The organism is Planctomonas psychrotolerans (assembly GCF_008642235.1).
Taxonomy (GTDB): Bacteria; Actinomycetota; Actinomycetes; order Actinomycetales; family Microbacteriaceae; genus Planctomonas; species Planctomonas psychrotolerans.
In genome coordinates this window covers 2,081,659-2,106,042 of sequence record NZ_SJEV01000001.1, presented here as the reverse complement: position 1 = coordinate 2,106,042, position 24,384 = coordinate 2,081,659, and the positions used below count along the sequence as shown (strand labels likewise).

The 24,384-nt window shown below is 69.6% G+C and carries 24 protein-coding genes and 2 tRNA genes; 12 read left to right on the top strand and 14 right to left on the bottom strand.

Translation table 11 applies throughout. The features are described from left to right. Positions 1-32: 32 nt before the first annotated feature. Complete coding sequence (locus tag EY822_RS09725) at positions 33-839, bottom strand: SDR family NAD(P)-dependent oxidoreductase (protein ID WP_150308088.1); 807 nt, start codon at positions 837-839, stop codon at positions 33-35. A 172-nt stretch (positions 840-1,011) separates the two neighbouring features. Beyond that, positions 1,012-1,581 carry a GIY-YIG nuclease family protein gene (locus tag EY822_RS09720; protein ID WP_150308087.1) on the bottom strand — a complete coding sequence of 190 codons (570 nt, stop codon included), beginning with the start codon at positions 1,579-1,581 and terminating at the stop codon, positions 1,012-1,014. A gap of 269 nt (positions 1,582-1,850) precedes the next feature. Here EY822_RS09720 and EY822_RS09715 point away from each other — a divergent pair, with 269 nt between their 5' ends. Further along, on the top strand, positions 1,851-3,506 hold the full coding sequence (locus tag EY822_RS09715; protein WP_150308086.1) for an LPXTG cell wall anchor domain-containing protein: 1,656 nt from the start codon (positions 1,851-1,853) through the stop codon (positions 3,504-3,506). A gap of 272 nt (positions 3,507-3,778) precedes the next feature. Here the strand turns inward: EY822_RS09715 and EY822_RS09710 are convergent. From EY822_RS09710 to galU, 4 genes are all read right to left on the bottom strand, one after another. Then, positions 3,779-3,854, bottom strand: a tRNA-Ala gene (locus EY822_RS09710). Between the two features lie 93 nt (positions 3,855-3,947). After that, positions 3,948-4,958, bottom strand: a complete 1,011-nt coding sequence (locus tag EY822_RS09705; protein WP_150308085.1) for a hypothetical protein — start codon at positions 4,956-4,958, stop codon at positions 3,948-3,950. Positions 4,959-5,239: 281 nt separating this feature from the next. Further along, positions 5,240-5,902: a GNAT family N-acetyltransferase gene (locus EY822_RS09700; RefSeq protein ID WP_150308084.1), complete on the bottom strand. Its 663-nt coding sequence runs from the start codon at positions 5,900-5,902 to the stop codon at positions 5,240-5,242. A 21-nt stretch (positions 5,903-5,923) separates the two neighbouring features. Continuing rightward, on the bottom strand, positions 5,924-6,820 hold the full coding sequence (galU, locus tag EY822_RS09695) for a UTP--glucose-1-phosphate uridylyltransferase GalU (protein ID WP_150308083.1): 897 nt from the start codon (positions 6,818-6,820) through the stop codon (positions 5,924-5,926). Positions 6,821-6,860: 40 nt separating this feature from the next. Between galU and EY822_RS09690 the strand changes: the two genes are divergently transcribed. The 3 genes from EY822_RS09690 to mscL are packed head-to-tail and all read left to right on the top strand — an operon-like array spanning position 6,861 to position 8,398. Further along, positions 6,861-7,439 (top strand): 5-formyltetrahydrofolate cyclo-ligase, encoded by a 579-nt coding sequence (locus EY822_RS09690; protein WP_150308082.1) that lies wholly within the window; start codon positions 6,861-6,863, stop codon positions 7,437-7,439. A gap of 6 nt (positions 7,440-7,445) precedes the next feature. Further along, positions 7,446-7,889 carry an FmdB family zinc ribbon protein gene (locus EY822_RS09685; protein WP_150308081.1) on the top strand — a complete coding sequence of 148 codons (444 nt, stop codon included), beginning with the start codon at positions 7,446-7,448 and terminating at the stop codon, positions 7,887-7,889. Between the two features lie 2 nt (positions 7,890-7,891). Further along, positions 7,892-8,398 carry a large conductance mechanosensitive channel protein MscL gene (gene mscL, locus EY822_RS09680; RefSeq protein WP_150308080.1) on the top strand — a complete coding sequence of 169 codons (507 nt, stop codon included), beginning with the start codon at positions 7,892-7,894 and terminating at the stop codon, positions 8,396-8,398. An 84-nt stretch (positions 8,399-8,482) separates the two neighbouring features. Here mscL and EY822_RS09675 read toward each other — a convergent pair whose 3' ends face one another. The 3 genes from EY822_RS09675 to EY822_RS09665 all read right to left on the bottom strand — a co-directional run bounded on the left by EY822_RS09675 (position 8,483) and on the right by EY822_RS09665 (position 13,215). After that, a complete protein-coding gene (locus EY822_RS09675; RefSeq protein WP_150308079.1) occupies positions 8,483-8,701 on the bottom strand; it encodes a hypothetical protein in 219 nt (72 codons plus the stop codon). Between the two features lie 10 nt (positions 8,702-8,711). Beyond that, on the bottom strand, positions 8,712-12,503 hold the full coding sequence (locus tag EY822_RS09670) for an AAA family ATPase (protein WP_150308866.1): 3,792 nt from the start codon (positions 12,501-12,503) through the stop codon (positions 8,712-8,714). Between the two features lie 178 nt (positions 12,504-12,681). After that, positions 12,682-13,215 carry a GNAT family N-acetyltransferase gene (locus EY822_RS09665; protein ID WP_150308078.1) on the bottom strand — a complete coding sequence of 178 codons (534 nt, stop codon included), beginning with the start codon at positions 13,213-13,215 and terminating at the stop codon, positions 12,682-12,684. A 122-nt stretch (positions 13,216-13,337) separates the two neighbouring features. Here EY822_RS09665 and EY822_RS09660 point away from each other — a divergent pair, with 122 nt between their 5' ends. After that, complete coding sequence (locus EY822_RS09660) at positions 13,338-13,952, top strand: TetR family transcriptional regulator (protein WP_150308077.1); 615 nt, start codon at positions 13,338-13,340, stop codon at positions 13,950-13,952. 202 nt (positions 13,953-14,154) lie between these two features. Then, a tRNA-Arg gene (locus tag EY822_RS09655) sits at positions 14,155-14,229 on the top strand. A gap of 26 nt (positions 14,230-14,255) precedes the next feature. Here the strand turns inward: EY822_RS09655 and EY822_RS09650 are convergent. The 3 genes from EY822_RS09650 to EY822_RS09640 all read right to left on the bottom strand — a co-directional run bounded on the left by EY822_RS09650 (position 14,256) and on the right by EY822_RS09640 (position 18,318). Continuing rightward, positions 14,256-16,601, bottom strand: coding sequence for an alkaline phosphatase (locus tag EY822_RS09650; protein ID WP_227497172.1), 2,346 nt, complete (start codon positions 16,599-16,601; stop codon positions 14,256-14,258). A gap of 347 nt (positions 16,602-16,948) precedes the next feature. Beyond that, positions 16,949-17,971, bottom strand: a complete 1,023-nt coding sequence (locus EY822_RS09645) for a DUF1648 domain-containing protein (RefSeq protein ID WP_150308075.1) — start codon at positions 17,969-17,971, stop codon at positions 16,949-16,951. Continuing rightward, positions 17,968-18,318, bottom strand: a complete 351-nt coding sequence (locus EY822_RS09640) for a GntR family transcriptional regulator (RefSeq protein ID WP_150308074.1) — start codon at positions 18,316-18,318, stop codon at positions 17,968-17,970. The genes EY822_RS09645 and EY822_RS09640 overlap by 4 nt, the downstream gene beginning before the upstream one ends. A gap of 143 nt (positions 18,319-18,461) precedes the next feature. Here EY822_RS09640 and EY822_RS09635 point away from each other — a divergent pair, with 143 nt between their 5' ends. The 3 genes from EY822_RS09635 (at position 18,462) to EY822_RS09625 (ending at position 20,746) form a co-directional block, all read left to right on the top strand. Further along, positions 18,462-19,961 carry an alanine/glycine:cation symporter family protein gene (locus EY822_RS09635; RefSeq protein WP_150308073.1) on the top strand — a complete coding sequence of 500 codons (1,500 nt, stop codon included), beginning with the start codon at positions 18,462-18,464 and terminating at the stop codon, positions 19,959-19,961. Positions 19,962-20,048: 87 nt separating this feature from the next. Continuing rightward, a complete protein-coding gene (locus EY822_RS09630; protein ID WP_150308072.1) occupies positions 20,049-20,534 on the top strand; it encodes a DUF2975 domain-containing protein in 486 nt (161 codons plus the stop codon). Further along, the gene (locus tag EY822_RS09625) at positions 20,534-20,746 is read left to right on the top strand and encodes a helix-turn-helix domain-containing protein (RefSeq protein WP_150308071.1); all 213 of its coding nucleotides are present in this window, start codon (positions 20,534-20,536) and stop codon (positions 20,744-20,746) included. Before EY822_RS09630 ends, EY822_RS09625 begins: the two co-directional genes overlap by 1 nt. 126 nt (positions 20,747-20,872) lie before the next feature. Here the strand turns inward: EY822_RS09625 and EY822_RS09620 are convergent, their stop codons facing one another. Further along, entirely contained in the window at positions 20,873-22,258 is a 1,386-nt protein-coding gene (locus tag EY822_RS09620; RefSeq protein WP_150308070.1) for an FAD-binding oxidoreductase, read from the bottom strand. Positions 22,259-22,465: 207 nt separating this feature from the next. On the opposite strand from EY822_RS09620, the gene EY822_RS09615 reads away from it, so the two are divergent. The 3 genes from EY822_RS09615 (at position 22,466) to EY822_RS09605 (ending at position 24,025) form a co-directional block, all read left to right on the top strand. Then, positions 22,466-22,834 (top strand): VOC family protein, encoded by a 369-nt coding sequence (locus EY822_RS09615; protein WP_150308069.1) that lies wholly within the window; start codon positions 22,466-22,468, stop codon positions 22,832-22,834. A gap of 53 nt (positions 22,835-22,887) precedes the next feature. Continuing rightward, positions 22,888-23,349: a protein-tyrosine phosphatase family protein gene (locus EY822_RS09610; RefSeq protein WP_150308068.1), complete on the top strand. Its 462-nt coding sequence runs from the start codon at positions 22,888-22,890 to the stop codon at positions 23,347-23,349. 292 nt (positions 23,350-23,641) lie between these two features. Then, positions 23,642-24,025: a hypothetical protein gene (locus EY822_RS09605; RefSeq protein WP_150308067.1), complete on the top strand. Its 384-nt coding sequence runs from the start codon at positions 23,642-23,644 to the stop codon at positions 24,023-24,025. Between the two features lie 84 nt (positions 24,026-24,109). Here EY822_RS09605 and EY822_RS09600 read toward each other — a convergent pair whose 3' ends face one another. Beyond that, positions 24,110-24,382, bottom strand: a complete 273-nt coding sequence (locus EY822_RS09600; RefSeq protein WP_150308066.1) for a DUF2277 domain-containing protein — start codon at positions 24,380-24,382, stop codon at positions 24,110-24,112. Positions 24,383-24,384 lie beyond the last annotated feature (2 nt).

The window sequence follows — 24,384 nt, the reverse complement described above, 5'->3', positions numbered from 1 at the left end:
TGCACGTGGATCCGCCGAACGGCGGGTGCCCGCTACGCCATCCGAATGATGTTGCCGGTCACCCGCCGTCCCGCGTCCGACACAAGGAATGCGACCACGTCGCTCACTTCCTCGGGTTCGGCGACGCTGAAGAACGCGTCGTTCTTCTCGACGGCATCGCGCACGTCGTCGGTGACCCACCCGGTGTCGGTCACCGGGGGATGCACCGCGTTGGCGGTCACCCCTAAGCGGCCGAGCTCGAAACTCGCCGACATCGTGTAGTTGACCAGCGCCGCTTTCGCGGCACCGTACGACACCTCGCCCGGGAACCCGCGCTCCCCGCCCGAGGTCAGCGAGATGATGCGCCCCCAGGTGCCGTTCCGCTCCTGCAGCCGCGCCGCGAACTCCGCGATGAGCAGCGCTCCTGCACGAGCGTCGATCCCGAACTGCCGGTCGAACCCCGACGGCGTGACGCGGGACTGCAGGCGTCCCATCCAGTCCCGTGACGACGTGACGAACGTGTCCTGCAACGAGCCGGTGGCGTTGTTGATCAGCACGTCCACCGGTCCGAACGCCTCCTCCGCGGCGTCGAACAGAGCGGGAATCGCGTCGGCGTCGAGGAGGTCCTGGGAAACGGCGATGGCGCGGCCGCCCGCTGCCCGGATGCGCTCGAGCACTCCCGATGCATCCTGTCGGTGCGCGTCCCGCTGACGCTCGGGCGTGCCCTCGTCCTCCGGATCCTCGAACGACAGGAAGGTGATGACCACGGCCACCCCGTCGGCGGCGAGGCGCTCGGCGAGCGCCGCGCCGATGCCGTGATTGGCTCCGGTGATCAGCGCGACGTGTGCAGTGCTAGCCATGCACTCACCGTAACGGGCGGGGTCGCGATGGCCAGCTGAAACCCACCCCTCCCCCTCAGCCCGCGATCCCCTTCGGCCTGTCGTCGCACTGCGCCCGTTCTCCCCCTCAGCCCGTTTACCCCTCACCCGTTCTCTCCCTCAGCCCTCACCACCCTGTTTCCCCCTCATCCCCTTAGCCCTTCAAAGCCAGGCGCTCGCTCACCCAGCGGGCGTATTGCTGCCAGGGGTCGTCCACACCGGCGCTCAGCACGTCGATGTGGCGGAGGAGGGACTCGGAGATGTCGAACCACTCGGTGCGCAGGATGCGGAACTCGGCGAACTGGGCGTGCCGCCGTTGCTCCACCGCCCGGGTGCCGCGCTCGAACGCGAGCAGTTGCTCGTAGCGCTGGCTCGCGAGCCGCATCCGCGGATTGCTCGAGGTGCCGATCTTGATCCGGTCGCCGAAGCGCAGGTAGTACACCACGTCGACCCGTCGCTCGGCGATGTCCTCGTCGGGAATGTCGCCGACCTTCCACTCGCAGATGGCGCAGAGCCACCCCGAGGGATACCGCACGCCCAGCCGGGATCCGCAGGCCTGGCACGGGGACGGCAGGGTGTCGGTGACGCCCACGTCGCCCGCCACCCAGTCGTGCGCGGCGACCAGATGATGGGTGCAGAGGTTGAGCGGCGCGGCTCCGTCCACCGGTTCAGGGCACTGCCGGCCGACCTCGTCGACGATGCTGCAGACGGGTGGAACGCTCATGCGGCCACGGTACGCCCGACGTACGACACCGGGACGATTCCAGCACCTCATCGAGGGGTGATCGAAGCGCGGGGCCTACGCGCGGGGCCCGGAATTGTGCGGACGCCCCCGTTTCGCGCCCCAGTTCCGCCGTTATTTCTCCGATGCGGGGAAAACGATTGCTCGCGGTTACCCACGGGCCGTAAGGTTCGGAAAACGGGCGACCCGTCCCGTGATTCCCGTCGGTCCGTCGCTCCCCTGGCGCACGCCCGACTCAGCCTGGAGCAACGATGCAGATACGCACGGCCCGCCCATCCGACGACTCACCCGGTCGTCCCTCACCCGTACCCGGACGCCGGCTCCTCGCGGCCAGCGTCGCCATCGCCATGGTCGGCGTCCCGGCCGTCCTCGTCGCGCCGGCTGCCATCGCCGCCCCCGAGGAGACCGCGACGACCGCGGCCGCCGAACCCGCCGTCGACGCAGCGCCCGCCGCACCCTACGAGGCGCCCGTCGCCGAAGAGCCCGTCACGGAGGAGCCCGTCGCGGAGGAACCGGTCACCGAGCCCGTCACGGAAGAGCCCGTCACGGAGGAGCCCGTCGCCGAAGAACCCGCTGCCGAGGAACCGACCGCGGAAGAACCCGCTGCCGAGGAACCGGCCGTCGACGAGCCCGCTGAGGAGCCGGTGTCCGGTGAGCAGCCGGCACCCGTCGACCCGATCGAACTGCCGGAGGCCGAGCCGGGCACACTCACGCTCGTCACCCCCACCGATGGTGCCGAGTTCGACCCCGCGGCCGCCATGTTCGCCGGAACGGGCGTCACCGCTCTCGACACGATCGCGATCACCTACGAGGATGCGGACGGCGACACGACCGCGGCTACCTCTGCACTTCCCGTGGTCGTCGGAACGGACCTGACGTGGTCGGCACCCGTCTCGTTCGGTGAGCTCGCCGAGGACCAGACCGAGATCGAGGTCACCATCACCGAACTCGACGGCGAACTCGCCGTCGTCGGTGCCCCGATCACGGTGTCGATCACGATCGTCGAGGTCGCCGCTCCGGCTTACCCCTACACGGTGACTCTGCCCGCAGAGGGATCGACCGTCGACACCTACACGCCCGTGCTCACCGGCACCTCCGCGCCGGGTGAGGCCATCCTCGCCACCGTCACGAACCCGGGCGACACCGTCCCGGTCGTCGTGGGCGCCACCCTCGCCGACGCGGCCGGCGTCTTCTCGGCGGCACTCGACCTCGGCAAGGTCGTGCAGGACGACGACGGTGAGACCGACGTCACCATCGACGTGACCCGCGTCGGTGGCGACGGCACCATCGTCGCCGACGCCCTCCGCAGCGTAGACATCGTCTTCGCCCCCGGTGGGGAGCCGTTCGAGCCGAACGCGCCCGGCATCATCCTGCTTCCCGAGCAGATCACCGTGAGCGACGCCAAGGACCCCCTCAAGGGCGTCCAGGTCTCCGCGACCGGGTTCGAGCAGAACGAGGACGTCGAAGTGATCCTCACCGCACCCGGTGGTGCCACCATCGTCTTCGACGAGGACGCGCTGGAGGCGCTCGGTGGAGCGGATGAGACGGGCACCTTCGAGGCTCCGCTCTTCCTCTTCGGCGACACCCCGCTCGGCATCTACACCGTGACGGTGAATGGCGTGGACTCCGACGTGAGCGTGACCGGCAGCTTCGAGCTCATCGCCGATCCCGCGCCCGTCATCCCGCCGACCGTTCCGGCCGACAACGGTACCGTGACGCCGATCTCGCACACCCCCGCCGACAACGGATCCTCCGACAAGGGCGGCAAGAAGAGCTGGGCTGACGACGAGTTGGCGTACACGGGTTCGGAGAGCGCTCCGCTCGCCGGTCTCGCCGCGTTCCTCCTGCTGGCCGGTGCCGCCCTGGTGCTGTTCCGCCGGACGAGCCGCCGCACGCTCAGCATCTAGCACCAACACCTAGCACGAGAGAGGGAGTGCCCATCGGGCGCTCCCTCTCTTGCGTTTCCAGGCGCTTTCGCGCAGGCATCCGCGCATCTGTTGCTCACCGTTTACGCTCATCGCGGACCGGCATCCACTCCGGCACCGGCGAGATCCTCAGCGACCACCTCGACCTCGCGCGCGGCTACTGGCGAAACCGTCTCTCGCCGCCCCGGCAAATGGTCCCAGAAATGACGAATGTCTCGCGACCTAGATGACCTAAGTCGCGAGACATTGCGTGGTGGTGGAGCTAAGGGGATTCGAACCCCTGACCTTCTCATTGCGAACGAGACGCGCTACCAACTGCGCCATAGCCCCAAACTGCTTGTCGAGATTATCACGCCGGGGAGACTCCCCCGAACGCACGATGCGCCGCGACGGAAGTCGCGACGCACCTCGACGGTCGACGGATCAGCCCGCGGCGCGACGGCGACGGAGCACGGCGTCAAGGTCCGCCATGCCGGGCTCCGCATCCTCGACGATGCCCATGCGGGCGAAGCGGCTCTGCGGCGCGGCGGGGGCGGCCGGGGCGCTATCCGCGGGCGCGGCGGCGGGCGTCTCGGCCTCGGCGGCGGGCACCGCGGTCGGACGGGAGACCGCGGGCGCCTCGGCCTCCGCGGGAGTGGCCTCCACCGCATCCGCTCCGCTCTCGCCCTGCGTCTCGCGGAGCGCGCGGTCTGCGCGTGCGGCCGCGTCCCGCAGCTCCTGCTCCGCGGTGGCGCGGGCCACGGCCGCCTCGAGAGCGTCGGACGACACCGGCAGTGCGGTGCGGGAGAGATACAGGGGCTTGGGCACCGGGACGGGCGTCCACGGGGCCGCCTCCTGCTCAACCGAGGGCGCGACGTCGCCGGGTTCGGCGAAGTCCGTGAAGCTGGTGCGCGTCACCGTGCGTCGCGGCGCCTGCACGATGCGCCGACGGGCGTGCGCGACCCGAGCCATTCGCTGCAGGGCGAGCACGGCCAGCATGCCGACGATGGATCCCACGACGAGCACGGTCCACGATCCGCCCGCGGAGATGCGGGAGATGCCCACGACCATGGTGATCAGCGCACCGGTGAGGATGAGCGTGGTCGTGAGGCGCGCCCGACGCAGGCGCACGGCCGCGGTCGGCGACGCGGCGGTTCGAGCGGTCACCTTCGGCAGAGCGCGCTCGGCTGCGGCATCGCGAGCCCGCGAGGCGGCCTCGGCCTCTTCGGCGGCACGGCGGAGCGCCCGCTGCTGTTCGGCCACGCTGCGCGCCGATGTCTCGGCTCGCACCGCGTCGGGCACCTCGGCCGTTTCGGCCAGAATCCGCAACGTCTGCTGCAGTCGCACAGCATTCTTTTCCGTCGCGAGGTACTGCCTACGCCGCAGCCAGGTGGGCAGCAGGTACGCGAGCCACAGTAGCGCTGATAGCGCGAGAATAATGCCGCCGAACTCCATGCTCTTACGTTAGGAGCGGGGCGGGTTCGCACCGTTCAGGCACGGAGGGTGTGTCCCGCGTTTCGCGGCGTGTCGCGTCCCTTCGACAGGCTCAGGGACCGTGTCGGGCGGGCGGATCGGAAGCTGCGGTCGCAGAGCTTGTCGAAGCGACGTGAGGCCGCGAGCGTCCCTTCGACAAGCTCAGGGACCGTGAACGGCGCGTCCCTTCGACAGGCTCAGGGACCGTGAACGGCGCTCCCTTCGACAAGATCAGGGACCGTGGGCTCAGCGCGCCCGGTCGCTCAGCGGCGTCGGGTGACCGAGAGGGGCGTCGCCGCGGCGTCCCGGTCGGCCTGCGGCACGGCCGCCGCTGACGCGGGCGCGTCGCCCTCCTGCCACCGCCGCAGCACGCCGGTGTCGAGCTCCTCCACCACGAGGGCGAAGCAGAAGTGGTCGCGCCACTCGCCGTTGATGTGGATGTACCGCCGCCGGAGTCCCTCGTAGCGGAAGCCGAGCTTCTCGACCACCCGCAACGACGGCTTGTTCTCCGGGCGGATGCAGATCTCCATCCGGTGCAGGCCGAGCTGGAAGAAGCAGTAGTCCGTCGCGAGCGCCACCGACGTGGGCGTGGCATTCTTGCCCGCGAATCGCTCGGACACCCAGTACCCGATGGTCGCCGACGACAGCGACCCGTAGGTGATGCCCGACACGTTCAGCTGACCGGCGAGCCGACCCTCGTACTCGATGAGGAACGGCAGCCCGTGCCCGGCACGCGCGTTGGCCTGCAGCGACCGGATGCTCGCCCGCGTGTCGAACGACACGGGCGCGTGCGGGTTCGTCGCCTCCCACTGCCGCAGCCATCCGCGATTGTCGAGCAGCTCCCGCTCAAGCGCGCGCGCATCACGGATCCGGATGGGACGGATGGTGATGGGACCCTCGGAGAGGGTGGGCGTGGAGAGCGACACGGCGTCGTTCGGGAAGCGGGATCAGCTGTCGAGTGCCGAGGAGAACTCCTTGAGCCACGGGCGGAAGTCGTCGCCGAGGTCGGAGTGGTCGGATGCCAGCTGCACGATCGCCTTCAGGTAGTCGAGCCGGTCCCCCGTGTCGTAGCGGCGACCACGGAACACGACGCCGTACACGCCACCGGTCCACTCGGGAGCGCCGGCCATCTTCTGCAGCGCGTCCGTCAGCTGGATCTCGCCGCCCTTGCCCGGCTCGGTCTTCTCGAGCACGTCGAAGATCTCCGGACGCAGCACGTACCGGCCGATGATGGCGTAGTTCGACGGCGAGGTGCCGGGGGCCGGCTTCTCCACGAGATCGGTGATGCGCACGACGTCCTCATCCTCGGTCTCCTCGACGGTCGCGACGCCGTACAGGTGCGTCTGCGACGGGTCCACCTCGAGCAGCGCCACGATGGTCGCGTTGCGCTTGATCTGCTCCGACATCATCTTGGTGAGGAGCGGGTCGCGAGCGTCGATGATGTCGTCGCCGAGCAGCACGGCGAACGGCTCGCGTCCCACGTGCATCTGAGCACGGAGCACGGCGTGACCGAGTCCCTTCGGGTCGCCCTGGCGCACGTAGTGCACATCGGCGAGGTCGGTGGACTCGTTGACCTTGCGCAGACGCTCGCTGTCGCCCTTCTTCAGCAGGGTCGCCTCGAGCTCCGCATTGCGGTCGAAGTGGTTCTCCAGCGCGTTCTTGTTGCGGCCGGTGATCATGAGCACGTCGTGCAGCCCGGCCGAGACGGCCTCCTCGACCACGTACTGAATGGCGGGTCGATCGACGACCGGCAGCATCTCCTTCGGCATGGCCTTCGTGGCGGGGAGGAAACGCGTGCCGAGGCCTGCGGCAGGAATGACGGCCTTTGTGATCTGAAAACCCATGAGGAGAGGGTATCGAGAAATGTTAACTAAAATTGTCCACATGGTTTCGGATGAAGGTCACCGCAAGCGTGCGCTCCGACGGGAACTGCGCGAGCGCCGCCGCCATATGACTTCATCGGAACGTCAGGCGGCATCCGAGGGCCTCACGCGGAACCTCGTCACGCTCGTCGAAGACCTCGACGTGAGGTCGATCTCCTGCTACCTCGCGGCCACCGACGAACCGAACACCCGACCCTTCCTCGACTGGGCCAACGACCGCGGCATCCGCATCCTCTTCCCCATCTCGCGGGAGGACGGACTGCTCGACTGGGTGGTCAGCGACGCTCGGCAGGAGACGGAGGGGTTGTTCGGGCTGCCCGAGCCGGTCGGCGAGGTACTGAGCCCTCTGGCGATCAACGCGGTGGACCTGATCATCGTGCCCGCCGCCGCCGTGGACAGCGCCGGCATCCGCATGGGATGGGGCCGCGGATACTTCGACAAGACGCTCGGTTCGATGGAAGCGTGCCCGCCGGTTTACGCTGTAGTGTTCGATTCCGAATTCGTGGATTCCGTGCCCCGCGAGGTGCACGACCAGCCGGTGAACGGGATCGTCACTCCCACCCGCGTCGTTACCTTCTAGGACACCGTGCCCACCTATTCCTACCGCTGCACCGAGTGCAGCAACGCCTTCGACATCCAGCAGGCCTTCACCGACGACTCGCTCACCGAGTGCCCCGTGTGCTCGGGCAAGTTGCGCAAGATCTTCTCCGCCGTGGGCGTGACCTTCAACGGATCCGGGTTCTACCGCACCGATTCGCGTGCCGCGGCCGAGAAGTCGGGCTCCGGCAAGGGTGGGTCGCGTTCGAAGGGGTCCGACAGCGGTTCCGGCAGCGGCTCGAGCACGAAGTCGTCGGACTCCGGGTCGGGATCGTCAGGGTCCGGATCGGGGTCGGGCAGCTCTGGCGGCTCGTCCGGCTCGGGGTCGAGTGGATCCGGCGGCTCGTCCGGCGGCTCGGGCGGATCCTCGTCCCGCACGTCGTCGTCCGCACCCGTGAGCTCCGGTTCGGGATCGTCGGGCGGAAGCAAGTAGCGGTGAAGGGCTTCAAGGAGTTCATCCTCCGGGGCAACGTGATCGACCTGGCGGTCGCCGTCGTGATCGGCGCCGCGTTCACCGCGATCGTCAATTCGCTCGTCGAGAACATCTTCAATCCCGCGATCGGAGCGCTGTTCCGGGCCGAGAGCCTCGACGCGCTCTGGGTGCTGCGGGTGCCCGCACTGACCGATGGCGCCTTCGCCGAGATCCGCTTCGGAGCGGTCGTGGGTGCGGTGCTCCAGTTCCTCATCATCGCCGCGGTCGTCTACTTCGTGCTCGTGCTGCCGATCAACCACCTGCAGAAGGTGGCTTTCGCCCGGCAGAAGGCCGAGGCTGAGGCGACTCCCGAGCAGCTCCCGCCCACCGAGGCCGAACTGCTCATCGAGATCCGCGACCTGCTCGCCGGTCGCCCCTCCCCGGAGGGGAACCACTCGCAGCCCGAGCGCACAGTGCAGGTCGAGCGCACAGCGCCAATCGACCGCACGCCGGGCGGCCCCGCGCTGTAGGGCGATCTGACGTTCCCCCGTTCCCCACTGGAGCGTTTCTCCTAGGGCAACGCTCCGCTCTCGCCGCGCCGACTAACTCGGCCGCTACCAGTGCGGGGGAACGTCACGGCGGAGTCGCTCGTCGTTCTCGCCCGCGCCCGACTCCCGCGTCGCAGACCCGGCAGCAGCACCCCAGGCCGCGTCCGTGTCCTCACCGGCCCGAATCGGCGCGTCCCTCCCGGGAAGGGCCTGCGGCGTCGGGTCGGAGCCGGGTGCCGGCTCGGTGCGCACCCGGCGCGGCACGCGCGGATCGCGTTTCGTCATGACACCGCGACTACTCGGCCGTGTCCGACGCGTCCGCTGCATCCGGAGCGTTGGAAGTCTGGATCGGGATGGGCTCGGTGTGCGGTGCCGAGTGCCGCGACGCGGCGCCGAGCGCCTTCGCGATCTTCGAGGCCACCGCATCCGGGTCGGCGAACAGCTCGAAGCTGTGCACGCGGAGGTAGTGCCAGCCCAGTCGCTTCAGCATCTCCGGTCGGAGGCGCAGCGACTCCCGCAGGCTCGCCTGGCCCACGATCGAGTCGGTCTCGATGGCGATGGCGCGCCCCTGGAACGATGCGACCAGGCCGAGCTTGCCGCGGTGACCGAGGGAGACCTCGAGCCCGAGCACCTCGAGCCTCCGGGCGAGGTCGACGAGCATGGCGTCGGAGTCGTCGGGGACCGTCTCCTCCGTGGTGCGCGCCTTCGCCTCGGCGAGGATCTGGGCGAGGGCGACGATGCCGTGGCGCATCCGGTCTTCCTCGATGTCGCTCGGCTGGAAGCAGGAGACGATCACCATGGACCGGCGCGCCCGCGTCATCCCGACGGCGAGCAGCCGCTCGCCGCCAGGGGCGGCCAGCGCGCCGAAGTTCGACAGCACGCGGCCGTGCGGGGTGCGCCCGTAGCCGATGGAGAAGATCACCCGGTCGCGGCTCTGCGCCACGCTCTGCTCGAGGGTCGCGACCATGAACGGTTCGGCGCTGTCGCCGAGGAAGAACTCCGTCACGTCGGAGCGCTTCGCGGCCGCGGCGAGCACGGCCTGCTGCACGCGAACGGCGTGCTTCGCGCTTGCGGTGATCACCATGAGCGACTCCCGGGGGCGCCAGCGCGCGTGGTCGAGCACAAGCTCCACCACGCGGGCGACCTCGGCGTCGACGCTCTCGACGGCGCCGGTGTCCTCGTCGGCCATGCCGTGGCCGTTCTCCACGAAGTCGAGCGACAGGCTGCCATGACCGAGGAAGGTGCCGGCCCACGGCAGCGACTGGATGCGTCCACCGTAGAAGCGGCGGTTCACGAGCTCGGCGAGATCCTCACCGCCAGCCCGGTAGCTGCGGGTGAGCGACAGCACGGGCAGCAGTTCGCCGAGGCGGGCGAGCGCCGAGTCGGCGTGCAGCTCGTCGAGCGACGGCTCCCCGTCGCGCGGGCGGTGCTCGCCGTCACGATCGGGCTCGGTGAGGCCGATGGTGAACGGCGAGGGCGTCTGGGTCACCGGGTCGCCGAAGACCACGGTCTGCTTCGCTCGGCGGATGGCGCCGACGCTTTCCGCCAGGGTCAGCGCGCCCGCATCCACGAGGAAGAGGGCGTCGAACGGCATACCGTCGGTGATGTCAGGGACCTCGTAGGGCGACGCGAGCCACACCGGGGCGACGGTGCGCGACAGGTGCGGCGCCACGCGCTGCACGCCCGCGGCATCCACGTCGTCGGTGCGGAGCAGCTCCTTGAGCTCACGCGCCTCGTCGGCCCAGTCGACCAGTCCGATCTTCCAGGTCTCGGCCAGCTGCCAGGCGAGCAGCTGCGCGCTGCCTCCGGCGTGCGCCTCGTCGACGAGGCGGAAGTCCGACTCGAGCCGATCGAGCACCGAGGTGTTCGCGTTGAGGAGGGCCTTGTCGCTCGCGAGCATGTGCTCGAGCACCGACTGCCACCAGACGAGTTCGAGCTCGGCGCCGACTCGCTGCTGGGGAACGTGACGGTGCGAGAGGTCGTGCAGCAGCGGGTCGAGGTTCAGGGCGCGGAGGTCGGCGAGCAGGGCGGTGCGCTCCTGCAGGTTGGCCAGCACCTCGGAGTCCTCGGCGAGACCCTCGACCTTGCCCCGGAGTTCGGGGATGAGCAGTTCGGCGAGCGGGGTCGGCCGGGTGAGGGCGCTCAGCGGCTCGTCGAGCACGGCGAGATCCTCGGCCACGCGCTCGTAGGCCGCCTCCACCTCGGCGAGGCCGACGGGCACCTCCGGGGTCACTCCCCCAGCCACGTAACGCTGCCAGAGGATGCGCTGCTGCTGGATGCTGACGAGCGACGCGTGCATGTCGCCGATGTGCACGCCGGGGCGCACGTACTCTCGCGCGAGCTTGCGCAGGCGGCGACGGTTCGCACCCGACATCTCGCTGCGATCGCGGCGCGGAGCCGTGGCGGTGATGAGTTCGCTGAGCGAGCGGTCGAAGACCACCGGCTGGAACTTGTCGAGCGTGTCCCGGACGTCGAGCAGAAGGCGCACGTAGACGCCGAGCTCGGCGATCGACTCGAACTGGCGCATCTTGGTGGTGCCGATGAGGGCGCGAGCCTTGTCGATGAGCTCGGGCAGCTCGGTGCTGTGCAACTGCTTCGCCAACTCGTGCGCCGAGGTCGCCGCATCCGTGCTGGGGAAGTTCGCGCCGTACCAGGGCGAATCATCGGGCCCGTAGCGGAACTCGCCGAGCGCGGCCGCCTTGATCAGCGCGTCGGCCGCCGAGGTGCGGTCGTGGGCGAGCGCCTCGATCGACTCGCGGGTGAGGCGCGCGGTCGTCGCCGGCGGATGCGGCAGCAGCGCCAGGCGGGCGAGCTCACCGAGGGCGTCGAGCACGGAGACGCCGAGCACGGAGTCCTTGCGGTTGAGCGCGCGACGGTAGTCGAGCAGCACGTGGCGCAGGCGCACGAGGGCGTCGTCCACCTCGCTGACCTGCGGTTTGCGGGCCTTCTCGTTGCGGGAGATCGAGCCGACGATGTCCCGGCGCAGCGAGCCCGGCGAGACCGCCAGTCCCGGAAGGCCGATGTCGCCGAGGCGATGGGCGATGCCACGCAGCGTCGAGTGTCGCGGACTCACCACGAGCACGCGCTTGTGCTGGGCGACGAGGCATCCGATGGAGTTGACGATGGTCTGCGTGCCCCCGGTGCCGGGCAGCGTCTGCACGACGACCGAGTTGCCGGCGTTGATCTGCGCGATCACGAACTCCTGCTCGGAGTCAGCGTCGAGGAGGAGCGTGTCGGTGACGGGCGGGCGGTCGTCCTGGTGGATGGGCTCCACCGGCGCGTAGCTCTCCGTGACGCCCCAGCGCGCGGTGGGGTTGCCAGCGAGCGCGTCGAGCACGAGGTGGTCGAGATCGGCGGCGTCCCGCGCCATCGCCGGACCGACCTCCGCGAAGGAGGACACCACGAGGCGCGGCTGCACGTCGAACGCGGGCAGGTGCGAGGTGAGGCCGCGCAGGCGGTCGATCACGGGCTGCGGCTTGAAGGAACCGTCCGACATCGCGAGCGCCACGAAAGCCTTGGCGTCGAGGGTGATGGAGAACTGCTCGTGCAGCGCACGGGCGAGCGAGGGGTTGAGGTAGGGCGACCCCGTGAGTTTCAGCTCGAAGTCGCGACCGTGCCGCCGGATGGCGAGGGGGCGCAAGAGAACCGGCGCCAGGAAGTGGCCGTCGTTGTTCCGCCACTCGGCCAGACCGATCGCGAGGTGCACCGAGTCGATGCCCCGGGCGGCGAGCAGCTCGATGCCCTTCTGGGTGAGGTCGCCCGCGGCCACGCGCGCCGAGCGCAGCGCGACCTCGTCGCGGAGGAGGCTCGACAGCAGCGTGGACTTGCCCGTGATGAACTGGGCGAGGCCGCCGGGGTGCGTGGTCGAGAGTTCGATGCGCGTGCGCGGGGTGTCGACGAAGTGCAGGAGGGGCGACGTGCCGCCCACCGCGGCGAGCTGGCCGCGCCAGCGTTGCCAGGTCGGCTGCGCAACGTTGCCCGCCTCGAAGTGCGGGTCGCCGATGTTCAGCGCATGCGGCGCTGTCGTGTTGTGGGATGCGTTGCTCAACGGGTCCTCGACTTGCTCGGGGCCGATGTCGGACAGCATGTCCTCATCGTTGGAAGGGTTTTTGGCGCGCCACACGCGAACAGACTAATTGTCAATACCGGGAATGGTTTCGGGGCGCGCCCGGATGTCGCGTACTGCGCCGCGGTGGCGGGTGGGCAGGGGCGGTGCGCCCAATCTGCGTTCTGTATGGGTCGTGCTGCGTGCTCGACGGTGAGCGCTATGGGGTCCAACGGTAGAGCACGTCGGGCGCTCTCTCCTCATTGTCGGCGCCGTCCGTCATCCGCTCGACGACGAATCCGGCTCGCTCGTAGAACCGTCGGGCGCGCTCGTTGCCCTGGAACGCCCACAGGCGGAGCTCGCCGGGGTTCGCGTCGCGAGCGATCCGCAGCATCCGGGTGCCGATGCCCGCGCCCTGCGCATCCGGGAGCACGTACAGCTGATCGAGCCATCCCGGACGGATGGCGAGCACCCCGACGATCCGCGCATCCTGTTCCGCTACCCAGACGGTGTGCTCGGGCAGCAGCACGGCGCGCACCCAGGCGCGGTCCTCCTCCGGCGTGTGCACGACCGGCAGCCACGGCATGGCGGTGACCCTCGAGACGCGCAGCACCTCGGCGATCTCGTCGGCGTCGTCGGAGTTAGCGGTGACCCCGGCTTCCGTTCCTTCGGCGTCCGCGTCGGCTTCGGCTTCGGCCTCGACTTCGTCGAGGGCGCCGCTCACCCGTCGATACGTGACCTCGCGCTCAGCCATACCATCCGCCTTCCTGCCCCATAGCACTTCCGGAATCTACCGGTGCGCAGCGGTAGATCACCACCGTTCCGGCGCATGTCAACTCCCTGCTCGAATACCTTTCGGCTGTTAGGGTTCTGGCCATGACCGACGCAGTGAAGCGCCGTGGTGCCTACGCGAAAACCGCCGCCCGACGACGCGAGATCCTCGAGGCGGGAATGGAGGTGTTCTCCACCGTCGGCTTTCACGGCGGATCGATCCGTGAGATCTCGGAGCGCGTCGGCATCAGCCAGGCGGGGCTCCTGCATCACTTCAGCAGCAAGAGCGAATTGCTCGCCGGGGTGCTCGAACTGCGGGACGACATCTCTCGCGAGGTGTTCTCCCTCGAGCCCGACGCGGACGGACTCGACATGCTGCGGGGGCTCGTGCGGCTGGTCGAGTACAACGCCACGGTGCCCGGCCTCGTGTCGCTGTACTGCATCCTCTCGGCGGAGGCGACGTCGCCCGACCACCCGGCGCACGACTACTTTGTGAATCGCTACGTTTCGGTGGTGACGCAGATCGCGTCGTCGTTCGACGACCTCAAGTCGCGCGGCACGGCGCCCGCGGACCTGGACACCGCAGGTGCGGCGCGCAGGCTCGTCGCCCTCATCGACGGCCTGCAGGTGCAGTGGCTCTACAACCCGGATTCGGTGGATATGGCCGAGGAGGTCCGTCGTCACCTCCGCACCACCCTCCCCGGCGCCCTCCTCGACTGACCTGCCGCGGCACCAGCGGTCTCTGAGTCCGTCAAAGGGCGGTCCCTGAGTTCGCCACCCCACGGTCCCTGAGCCTGTCGAAGGGACGCAAGCCTTTCGCGCGGCACGGCCCGGGATGCCGTCGAAGGCACGCCCCGCACTCGCACTCCCCCGCGCAGTAGACTGACTCCCGCTGTCACCGGCTCCCATCCCGCCGGTTTCCGCCTCTGTAGCTCAATGGAAGAGCAGTTCCGTCCTAAGGAAACGGTTGGGGGTTCGAGTCCCTCCAGGGGCACCAGCAGCGCCGCGCGTTCGCGGCTCTCGCTACCGCACCTCGCGCCCGAGGAACCCGAAGATCGCCGCCCCGACATCGGTGTTGTCGAGGTAGGCACCGCGGACGGGATCGTGACCGGTCGCACGGGCGGTCAGGACCTCTGAACCGGCACCCTTCGCGAAGAGCGGGACGAGGGCGTTCGTGTGACCGATCGAGTGCCAGGACACGTTCGGCAACGCACCGGCGCGACCGGTCATCGCCGTCCACCCGGTGGCACCGCCGGCACCGGGACCGGCGAGGTACCCGGTCTCGTGGTCGGCGGTGACGATGACGAGCGTCTCCTCCCAGCTGCTGTTCTCCTCCACCCACGCGTCGACTGCCTCGGCCGCCGCGTTGAAGGCGAGCTGCTCCTCGATGATGCGCGGCAGACGGTTGTTGTGGCCGGCCCAGTCGACCGCACCCGACTCGACCATCAAGAAGAACCCTTCGTCCCCGGTGTCGAGCACGTTCAGTGCGGCCTCCGCCGCCGTCTCGAGGGAGGGGACGTCACGGATCGGCGGGTAGGCGTGGGGAAGCGCGGTGAGGTCGGAGGCACCCGGTCGGCCGTACTGGAACGTCTGCGCGACACGGGCCAGGCCGAACAGCCTGTCGGGAACGTTCGTTCCGGCGGCGACTGCCTCGAACTGGGCGCGGCTCTCGATGTACGTGAATCCGGTGCGCCCGGACGAGACGCGGGCGAAGTCCGCCTGCGAGATCCACGACCCGGCACCGTACGACGAGGCGCGGCGCACTCCGGCGTCGGTGTAGTCGGGGTGACCGCCGCCGATCAAGACGTCTGCTCCGCTGTTGATCATCTCGGTCGCGAGACCGTGGTAGTCGCTGCGGGTGGCATTGTGGGCGATGAAGCCCGCGGGGGTCGCGTGGTTGAAGGGCACCGAGGTGACCAGGCCGACCTTCTTCCCGGCCTCCTTCGCCTGCTGGCCGATGGTGAGCAGGCGGTTCCCGGCGGGGTCGAATCCGATGGTTCCGTTCGTCGTCTTCACGCCGGTGCCGAACGCCGTGGCGGCAGCAGCGGAGTCGGTGGGCCCCTCCTTCACCCAGTCGAAATCGGCCCAGGCCTCGGCCGGCGTGTATCGGGCGCGTCCGCTGGCCGAGTAGTGGGCGAGCGCGAGCTGCGTCGGGTAGGTGTCGTAGACCTCCGACGGCACGCTCGTCGACCGGGCGACCCTACCGGTATACGGATTCACGGAGACCTGCGCGTAGCTGGAACCGGTGGCGTACAGGCGGGCGGCGTCGTACTGGTTGTACCCGCCGCCGTCGGAGATCAGAACGATGACGTTCTTCGGAGTCAGGGTCGGAGTCCCGGCCGGGGTCCCGTCGGGAATCTCGCACGATGTCAACGTTCCGACGCCCGCGGTCAGCACGGTCGTTCCCCCGAGGAGGATGACCTGCGCGGAGGGGGAAGCGTTGATCTGGTCGAGGATGGCCTGCGGAACGCAGTCGTTCCGCACCACGTAGAGCGGAGCGTGATCCCGGCCCGCGAGCGCCGCCCCGGCGAGCGCATCCGGGAAGTTGTGGCCGGTGGCCAGATACACCTTCGTGGGTGCGCTGAACGTCTCCCCGTTGAGAAGGGCGGATGTCTCGAACCTCGTCTTCCCGCCGAGGCGGGTGACCCCTCCCGGCAGGTTCACGCCGGCGAGGGACGTTTCGACGCCGGCCGACAGGCTCACCGGTCCGCCCGCGAGAACCGCGTCATCCGGGCGCAACGCGCGGATGACCGAAATTGTCGCGTCGTCGAGTTTCGGCGCCGCTCCGTTCACGAGGAGCACCGCGGCTCCGCGTGCCCCGGCTGCCGCGCCGGCGGACAGTGCGTCGGGGAAGTCGACACCCGTCGCCAGGTACACCCGTGACGCTCCCCCCGCCCCGAACGCCAGTGTCGCGACGGCCGCTGACGTCGCGTACCGATCGGCCCCGCCGACCCGCACGATCGCGGGTGCGAGTGTCTGCAGTTCGGCGAAGACGGCTGCGGTGACGCTGCGCTCCCCGCCCACGACGACGATCCGTTCCGGTGCGAGCCTCTTCAGCTCCGCGGCGACGGTGGCTGGCAGCGCGCCCGGCATCGTGAGCAGCAGCGGGCCGCCTTCGGCTGTCGCCGCCGGTCCCGCGGTCAGCGCGTCGGCGTAGTGCGTGCCGGTGGCGATGTAGGCGACGGGGACCCCGGCCGGGTACTGCCGGGACACGGCGACCGCGGAGTCGAACCTGTCCTTCCCGGAATACCGGATCGCCGGCGGTCGGACCTCCGGTTCGTACCGAAGCGAGGATGCCGACGTGCTGGCCGTTCCGGGCGCCGCGGAGGCGGCCGGTGCCGTTCCGCCGAAGACGACCGGAATCACCACGAACGCTGCGCAGAGCCGCGTGACAACAGCGCGGCGTGTGCCCCGTGCCCGGAAAAGTCGATTGAGCATGGGTTCGTACCCCCCGTATTCAGGAGTGCGGCACGCAACCCCCCGGCGGTGCGGCACTCCGGGCACGACTCATGCGTCGCACCCGTCGACGACGCTAGCGAATGCACGCCGCGTTATCGTCCCCGCGTTCGGGGGGCCCAGGTATCAGGACCGGAGAGGTCCCTACTCCCCCGGTTGCCTGCTCACCGCATCGAACGCTCGCCCACGCCGGCACTGGCGCCGGCACCGACGCAGACGCCCGCACCGCCGCCGACGCCGGCACCGCCCGCGCCGTCGGCTCAGCGCGGGGAGCGCACTCCGGCGAGCACCGCAGCCCCGGTGCGGGCGTCGTCGACGGTGATGACGAAGGCGGGACCCGAGGTGCGCGTCACCTGGATTGCCTCCCCCGCACGCACGATGATGCCGCGGCGACCGTCGGCCGACCAGCGCCAGCCCCAGCCGCCGAAGTCCGCGATGGGGGTGACGTCGACCACGGTCACGTCGCGCACCTGCTCGACGGGGATCGTGATGCGCGGCCAGCCGAGCGCGCTGCGGACGACGAGACCCCGACGGTCGATGGTCACCCGCCAGCGCGTGGTGGCGACCCCGAGCCCCACGAGGAGAACGAAGGCGGCCAGCGCCACGGCGATACCGGCGCGAGATCCGCTCGCCGCCACCACGAGCAGCCCGGCGAACGCCAGTCCGACCGCAACGATCAGCGCCAGGCGCGCTCCCCGGGAGAGCGCGATGCTCCGGCTCCAGGAGACCCGCTCCGTGGGCGCCAGGTCGAGAGGGCGCGGGGCCTCGCCGACGACCCGCGTCGTATCGCTCTTCGGCAGGAAGAACCACGCCGACACGGCGAGGGCGACGCCCGCGAGCAATCCCCACAGCATCCAGATGGCACCACCGGATGCGTCGGCGGCGTTCTCGAGGCCGCGTTGCACCCAGAGCGTTCCGCCGAGCCCGATCGAGAGAAGCCCCGCCAGCCCGATGCTCACGACGAGCACGAGCTTCTGCGAGGCGGTGAGGAGGCCGGCGGGAGTGGGTCGCGCGGCGGCGGTCACGAAGACGCCGAAGAGACCGCAGACGAGAAGCGGGGTCAGCACGAAGAGCCACGCGGTGCCGAAGCCGTCGGGGGTGTCGCCCGACCAGTGCACGGCGATGGGGTCGGGCAGCGCGGGAATCCAGGTCGCCGTGATCACGGCCGTGATCGCCGTGAGAGCGATAGGCGCGTACGCCCCGACCATTTTCGCGCGAAACCGCGAGTCGCGGGCGGAGGCGGAGGCGGCGGCGGCGGCGGCGTCCTCGGTGTGCTGGGTCATTGATAGGCCTCTCGGATCAGGGCGGCGAGAGCCGCGGGGGGAACGCCGGATGCTCTGGCCTCGGCCACAACGGAGTCGATTGCAGCCGTGAGATCGCCGAAGTCGCGGGGTGCTGACGCCACGATGGCGCCGCGACCCCGTCTCAGTTCGATGAGCCCCTCGTCCCGCAGTTCCTGGTACGCGCGCAGGATCGTGTGCACGTTGACGTCGAGCGATGTGGCGAGATCCCGCGCGGCGGGCAGTCGCTCACCGGCCGCAACGCGACCCGAGATGATCGACGCGCGGATGCTGCCCGCCAACTGATCGAACAACGGCGTGGCCGAGGCGGGGTCCAATCGGATGAGCATGCTTCACATCCTATTGTTCTAGTTTAACTAGCGCAATACCGAACCCGCGTGCGCGGGCAGCCGCACGATCCGATGTATCCGGCGCGTAAACGCTGTGGTTCTTTCCTTCCGCCGGGTGGGGAAAGAAGGTCATACTGGCGAGCATGGATTCGGTGAACGAATGGTTACTGACGTGGGGCGACAACCTGTGGACGTGGTTGGTCCTCCCCGTCGTCATCGTTTTGGGGTTGTACTTCACGATCCGGTCGAGGGCGGTGCAGCTCCGCATGATCCCGGAGATGTTCCGTACCCTCACCAATAAGACGCCCCGCAACGATTCCGGCGAGCCGCAGTCGGTGTCCGCCTTCCAGGCGTTCACCATTTCGGCCGCATCTCGCGTGGGGGTCGGCAACATCGCCGGCGTCGGAACCGCGATCGCGGTCGGCGGACCCGGCGCCGTGTTCTGGATGTGGGTCATGGCGTTCATCGGGGGCGCCTCGAGCTTCATCGAGTCCTCCCTCGCCCAGCTCTTCAAGGTGCGCGACACCGACAGCTTCCGCGGTGGCCCGGCCTACTACATCGAGCGCGGCCTCAAGGCGCGCTGGCTCGGGGTGTGGTTCGCGATCATCCTGATCATCTGCTTCCCGTTCGCGTTCAGCTCGCTGCAGGCCAATACGATCTCGGCCACCGTGACCTCGAGCGTCGGCGGCGACCTGCCCTGGCTGCCCTGGGGCATCGGGCTGGGCATCGCGGCACTGACGGCGCTCGTCGTGTTCGGCGGCGTTCGACGGATCGCCTCCGTCACGCAGGTGCTCGTGCCCATCATGGCGCTCACCTACCTGCTGCTCGGGATCGTGGTGGTCGCCCTCAACGTCGACCGCATCGGCCCCGTATTCGTCGAGATCTTCACCTCGGCTTGGGGTTTCAACGAGGTCGTCGGCGCGGCGTTCGGGTACATCCTGCTGACCGGCGTCAAGCGCGGAATGTTCTCGAACGAGGCCGGGCTCGGCTCCGCCCCGAATGCCGGAGCCAGCGCCGCCGTCACGCACCCGGTCAAGCAGGGACTCGTGCAGACGCTCGGCGTCTACTTCGACACCTTCCTCGTCTGCTCGATCACGGCCTTCATCATCCTCGTCTCGGTGCCGGACCTCGCGGGCGCGGAGCGGGGCATCGGCCTCACCCAGGGCGCCCTCGTCGGCTCTCTCGGCGAGTGGTCGAACATCGCGCTGAGCGTGATCATCTTCCTTCTGGCGTTCTCGTCGATCCTCGGCAACTACTACTACGGCCAGTCGAACATCGAGTTCATCACCGGTCGCCGCTCGGTCCTCACCGCCTACCGCGTGCTCGTCGTGGTGGCCGTGCTCGCCGGCTCGGTGGTGGGCGCCGACCTCGTCTGGAACTTCGCGGACGGCGTGATGGGGCTCATGGCGCTCACCAACCTCATCGCCATCGGACTGCTGTCCGGCATCGCCTTCCGGCTGCTCAAGGACTACACACGGCAGCGCCGTGAGGGTCGCGACCCCGTTTTCACCCGCGACATCCTGCCCGACATCACTGGCATCGAGTGCTGGGAGGACGAGTTGACCGTCACGGGTCCGATCGACATCCCGGCGAAGGCCCGGGCGACCGGTCGGCAGCGCGACCGCGTGCAGCCCCGCGAGTAGCCAAGTCGCCCCGGAGCAGGCATGAGCCGTCGTCGATCAGTCATCTTACCTATTGACTTTCGATAGATATCGACCCATAGTCGATACATGAGTTCCCCCGTCATCCTCGCCCTCCGCGCCCTTGTGATCGTCCTCGGCCTCGGGGCGGTGATCGCGCAGGCCGCGGTGCTCTTCCCGGTGTTCGTGCAGACCGTCGCTCAGGAGGAGGACTTCACCACCGTCCCGGTCGCGATCGCGGTGCTGGTGGTCGTCCTGGCCGCGTGCGCGGAGGCGGCGCTCTTCGCGATCTGGCAACTGCTGTCGATGGTGCGGCGGGACGCGATCTTCACTCCCCGCGCCTTCCGCTGGGTGGACCTCATCATCGGCGCGGGCCTGGTCGTCACAGTGATCCTGCTGGCGCTCTCGGTGTACGTGTTCGTCGTCATCCTGCCGATCGAGGACGCACCCGGGCTCCTCGCTATCACCGGCGGTGCCGCGCTCTGCGCAGCCGCGTTCGTGCTGCTCATGGTGGTGATGCGCGGACTGCTGCGCAGCGCGACGTCCCTTCGAAGCGAACTCGCCGAGGTCGTCTGATGGCGATCATCGTGGACATCGATGTGATGCTCGCCCGCCGCAAGATGTCGGTGGCCGACTTCGCCGAGGCGATCGGCATCACGCCGGCGAACGTGGCGGTGCTAAAGAACGGGCGCGCCAAAGCCGTGCGGTTCACCACGCTCGACGCGGCCTGCCGGGTGCTCGAGTGCCAGCCGGGCGACGTGCTGCGGTGGGTACCCGACGCCGGGTGATCGCACCGGACCCGGACGAGCACCCTCGCCGCCCGTGTTCGGTGCGGTCGCCCGACGTTCATGCCGTGCGACGGTGCGGAACACGGGCGACGAGGGTTCGACGCCCGGGCCCAGATACAGGCGGGATCAGTCGATGGGGTGGTTGGCGACGAACATCCCGGTCGGGTCGTACTGCCGACGCAGCTCCCGCAGCCGATCCCAGGCGTCCTCGCCGTAGCCCAGCTTCGGGTCCACCACTCCCCCGTCGGCGAAGTTGAGGTAGGCCGCACCCGACGCCCACGGCGCGAGCTTCAGCACCGCCTCCGCCGCGCTCGCCACGGCGGCCGCCGCGGCCTCGGGCGTCGGCGCCATGTCGACCAGGAACGCGAGCACCGAACCACTCAGGTGACTGAGAGCGCCGGCGTCCGGGGCGGGGCGGCCGAGTGCACCGCCCAGCTGCCGGAACTCGACCGCCATCAACGCCGCCGTCGCATCCGGGCCGAACGCGTCGAGCACGGCCTCGACGGTGTCGTTCCCGAGTTCCTTCAGCAGAATAGTGCCGCTGGCGAACGGCGACGGCTCCTCCGGATCCATGTGGATGCGACCGACCGCCGCCGCGGGGATGCGGGCGAAGGTGTCGAGCTCCGGGCCGAGGTCGCGGAACGGAGCGAGCAGGCGTTCGGCGGATGCGTCGTCGCCGAGCACGGCCCCGTCGAGGATGACGACGGCGCGGCCGCGGAGGAACTCGGGCAGCTCCTCCATCGGCGGGAACCGCATGATGCGGAGTGAGGTGGTGACCTCGTCCGGCGCGGTTTCGCACCACTCCGCCCAGCGCCGCAGCACCGGCTCGGCTGCGGCGATGTCCCAGAGCAGCATGCCCGCGTAGGCGTCGGGGATCTCGAACAGCCGCAACTCGAGGGCGGTGACGATTCCGAAGTTGCCGCCGCCGCCGCGGAGCGCCCAGAACAGGTCGGCGTTCGTTTCGGCGTCGGCGCGCTGGTGCGTCCCCTCGGCGGTGACGAGCTCGACGGCCGTGATGCTGTTCGTCGCGAGCCCGTGCTTGCGGGCGTACCAGCCGATGCCACCGCCGAGGGCGTACCCGGCGACGCCCACGTCGGGCGACGAGCCGTGCAGCGCGGCAAGTCCGTGCTCGGCGGCCGCGGCGACGACGGCATCCCACAGCACGCCGCTGCCGACCCGCGCCGTGCGGCGCACCGGGTCGATATCGACGGCGGAGAGCGCGCTGGTGCGGACGAGCACCGCGTCGTCGAGTGATCGAAGACCGGCCATGGCGGCACCGTGGCCGGTGCCCTGGGGCGCCACGCGCAGGCCGAGTTCCGCGGCGGTCCGCACCACCGCGACCACCTCCTCGACGGTGGTGGGGGCGGCGACCGCTGCGGGTCGCTGGTCGACGGCCACGTTCCACGGCAGACGCAGTTCGTCATAGCGCGGGTCGCCGGGGAGGTGGACGAGGTCGCCGAGTCGGTCGTGCAGACGCGCGACGGGATGTTCGGCGGGGGCTTCAAGCGTCATCGATCAGAGCCTTTCCGGGGTTCGGGTTTGCGTTGGGGGCAGGTTCGGGTTGTGGATTTTCGTTCGGAGGTGGGTTCGGGTTCGTTCTGACCGATACTGTGCTCCCGCCGGATCACGACACGCCAGACGTTCACGAGCTTTTCTCACGTCTCGTTCTTGCCCCACGAGCCCCTTGATCGCGAACGGTCGCAGCGGTTCACTGTTTGGATGAAGATTCGGAAATCGATCGTCGTGTTCGACACGGCCGACCTCTCCGCGGAGAGCACGTTCTGGGCCCGACTGCTCGGCGGAACCGTCGACGCCGAAGACGACTGGCATACCGTGCGCGTCGACGGGGAACCGCGCCTCGGCTTCCAGCTCGCACCGAACCACTTGCGGCCCGACTGGCCCGACGGGGAACCCCAGCAGATGCACCTCGACCTCTACATCGACAGGGACGAGGTGGGCTCGGCGCACGATGAGGTGATCGAATTGGGCGCGACGCTGCTCCAGTCGGCCGAGGATCCGGATGCCGCGGAGGGCTTCACGGTGTACGCCGACCCGGCCGGGCATCCGTTCTGTCTGTGCTGGGGCTGACTCCGTCTGCTGGACCACACCATGCCGCGGCCGGTACAGCGATCGACGGCGCCGTGAGCGAGCCGTGGACTCTCGGCGACCCCGGCGTGCTCGAATTGCCGAGCGGACGGCGGATCCGCGGTCGCTCGCTCCGAGCATCCGTGCCGCTCGGGCTTGACGGGTCGGTCCAGCCACCGGAGTTCGGTCTCTACCTGGCCGGCCGGGACCCCGGGCGGATGCCGTGGCCGGCTCACTGGATCGCCTGGCCGGACTTCGGAACGCCGCGCGACCGGTCCGCGGCACACGAGGCGATGCGGGAGGCATGGCAGCGGGCCGGACGCGAGCGCGTCGAAGTGGCCTGTTCGGGCGGGCGCGGACGCACCGGAACCGCGCTGTCCTGCCTGGCGGTGCTCGACGGAATCACGGCGGAGGAGGCGATCCGCTATGTGCGGCGCCATTACGACCGGCGTGCCGTCGAGACGCCATGGCAGCGCCGGTTCGTGACCCGGTTCCCGGCAGGGAGCCCGATGCACTAGCAGGGCGCGCTAGCGAGATTCACTAGCAGATCACTCCCTGCGGCCACCCTCGAATCACCCCCCAACTGGGGACAGTAAGGGGGTCCCCAATCCGGGGGATGCGCCGCTAGTGTCGACGCAAGCGTTCAGCCACCCCCGGTTACCAGGACGCCAGTGATCGCGCCCGAACGACCATGCGGCCTAGTAAGAGGTCCGGTACCGCACTCCCCCCGTTACGGTACCGGGCCTGTCCGCACGCGTGGACCGACGCGCATGCACCCGCGCGCAGCGCGAGAGGAAATGTCGCACGCCCATGGCCCCCTTCGCCGCCGTCGTGTTCTGCGGGATCCTGGCCCTGCTCGCGGTCTTCCAGCTGGCCCTCATCGCCGGAGCGCCGCTGGGTCGCTTCGCCTGGGGCGGTCAGGATGAGGTCCTGCCGCGAGGGAAGCGCGTCGGCAGCGTCACGTCGATCGCGCTCTATGTCGTGTTCGCGCTGGTCGCCGTGCAGCGAGCGGGGCTAGCAGAGGTGCTGCCGGGAGGCGACGCCGTCGCCCGCGTCGCCATGTGGGTCCTGACCGCATACTTCGCGCTGGGCATCGTGCTGAACGGGATGTCCCGCAGCACGGCGGAACGATGGACGATGACACCGGTGTGCGTGGTGCTCGCGGCACTCGCCCTCGTTCTGGCAATGAGCTGACGGATTGCCCGCGGCGAGCGGACGCCGGATGCTCCGGGTCGAGCCGACGCGGGATGCGCCGCCGTGATGGTGGTGCGGCGACGGCTAGGCCGCGGCGAACCGCTTCGCCGACCGGGCCTTCGCCTTCTCGGCCTCCGTCTCCCGATCCTTCGGCGGTGCCGTGCTCACGAGGTCTTCGAGAAGATGACGGGTCACGTGGGCGATCTCCTCGACCGCCCGGTCGAAGACCTCCGCGTTGGCCTTCGACGGCTTGGTGGTTCCGCTGATCTTGCGGACGTACTGCAGGGCGGCTGCGTGAACCTCGTCGTCCGTCGCGGCGGGCTCGAAGTTGTGCAGCGTGTGGATGTTCCGGCACATGC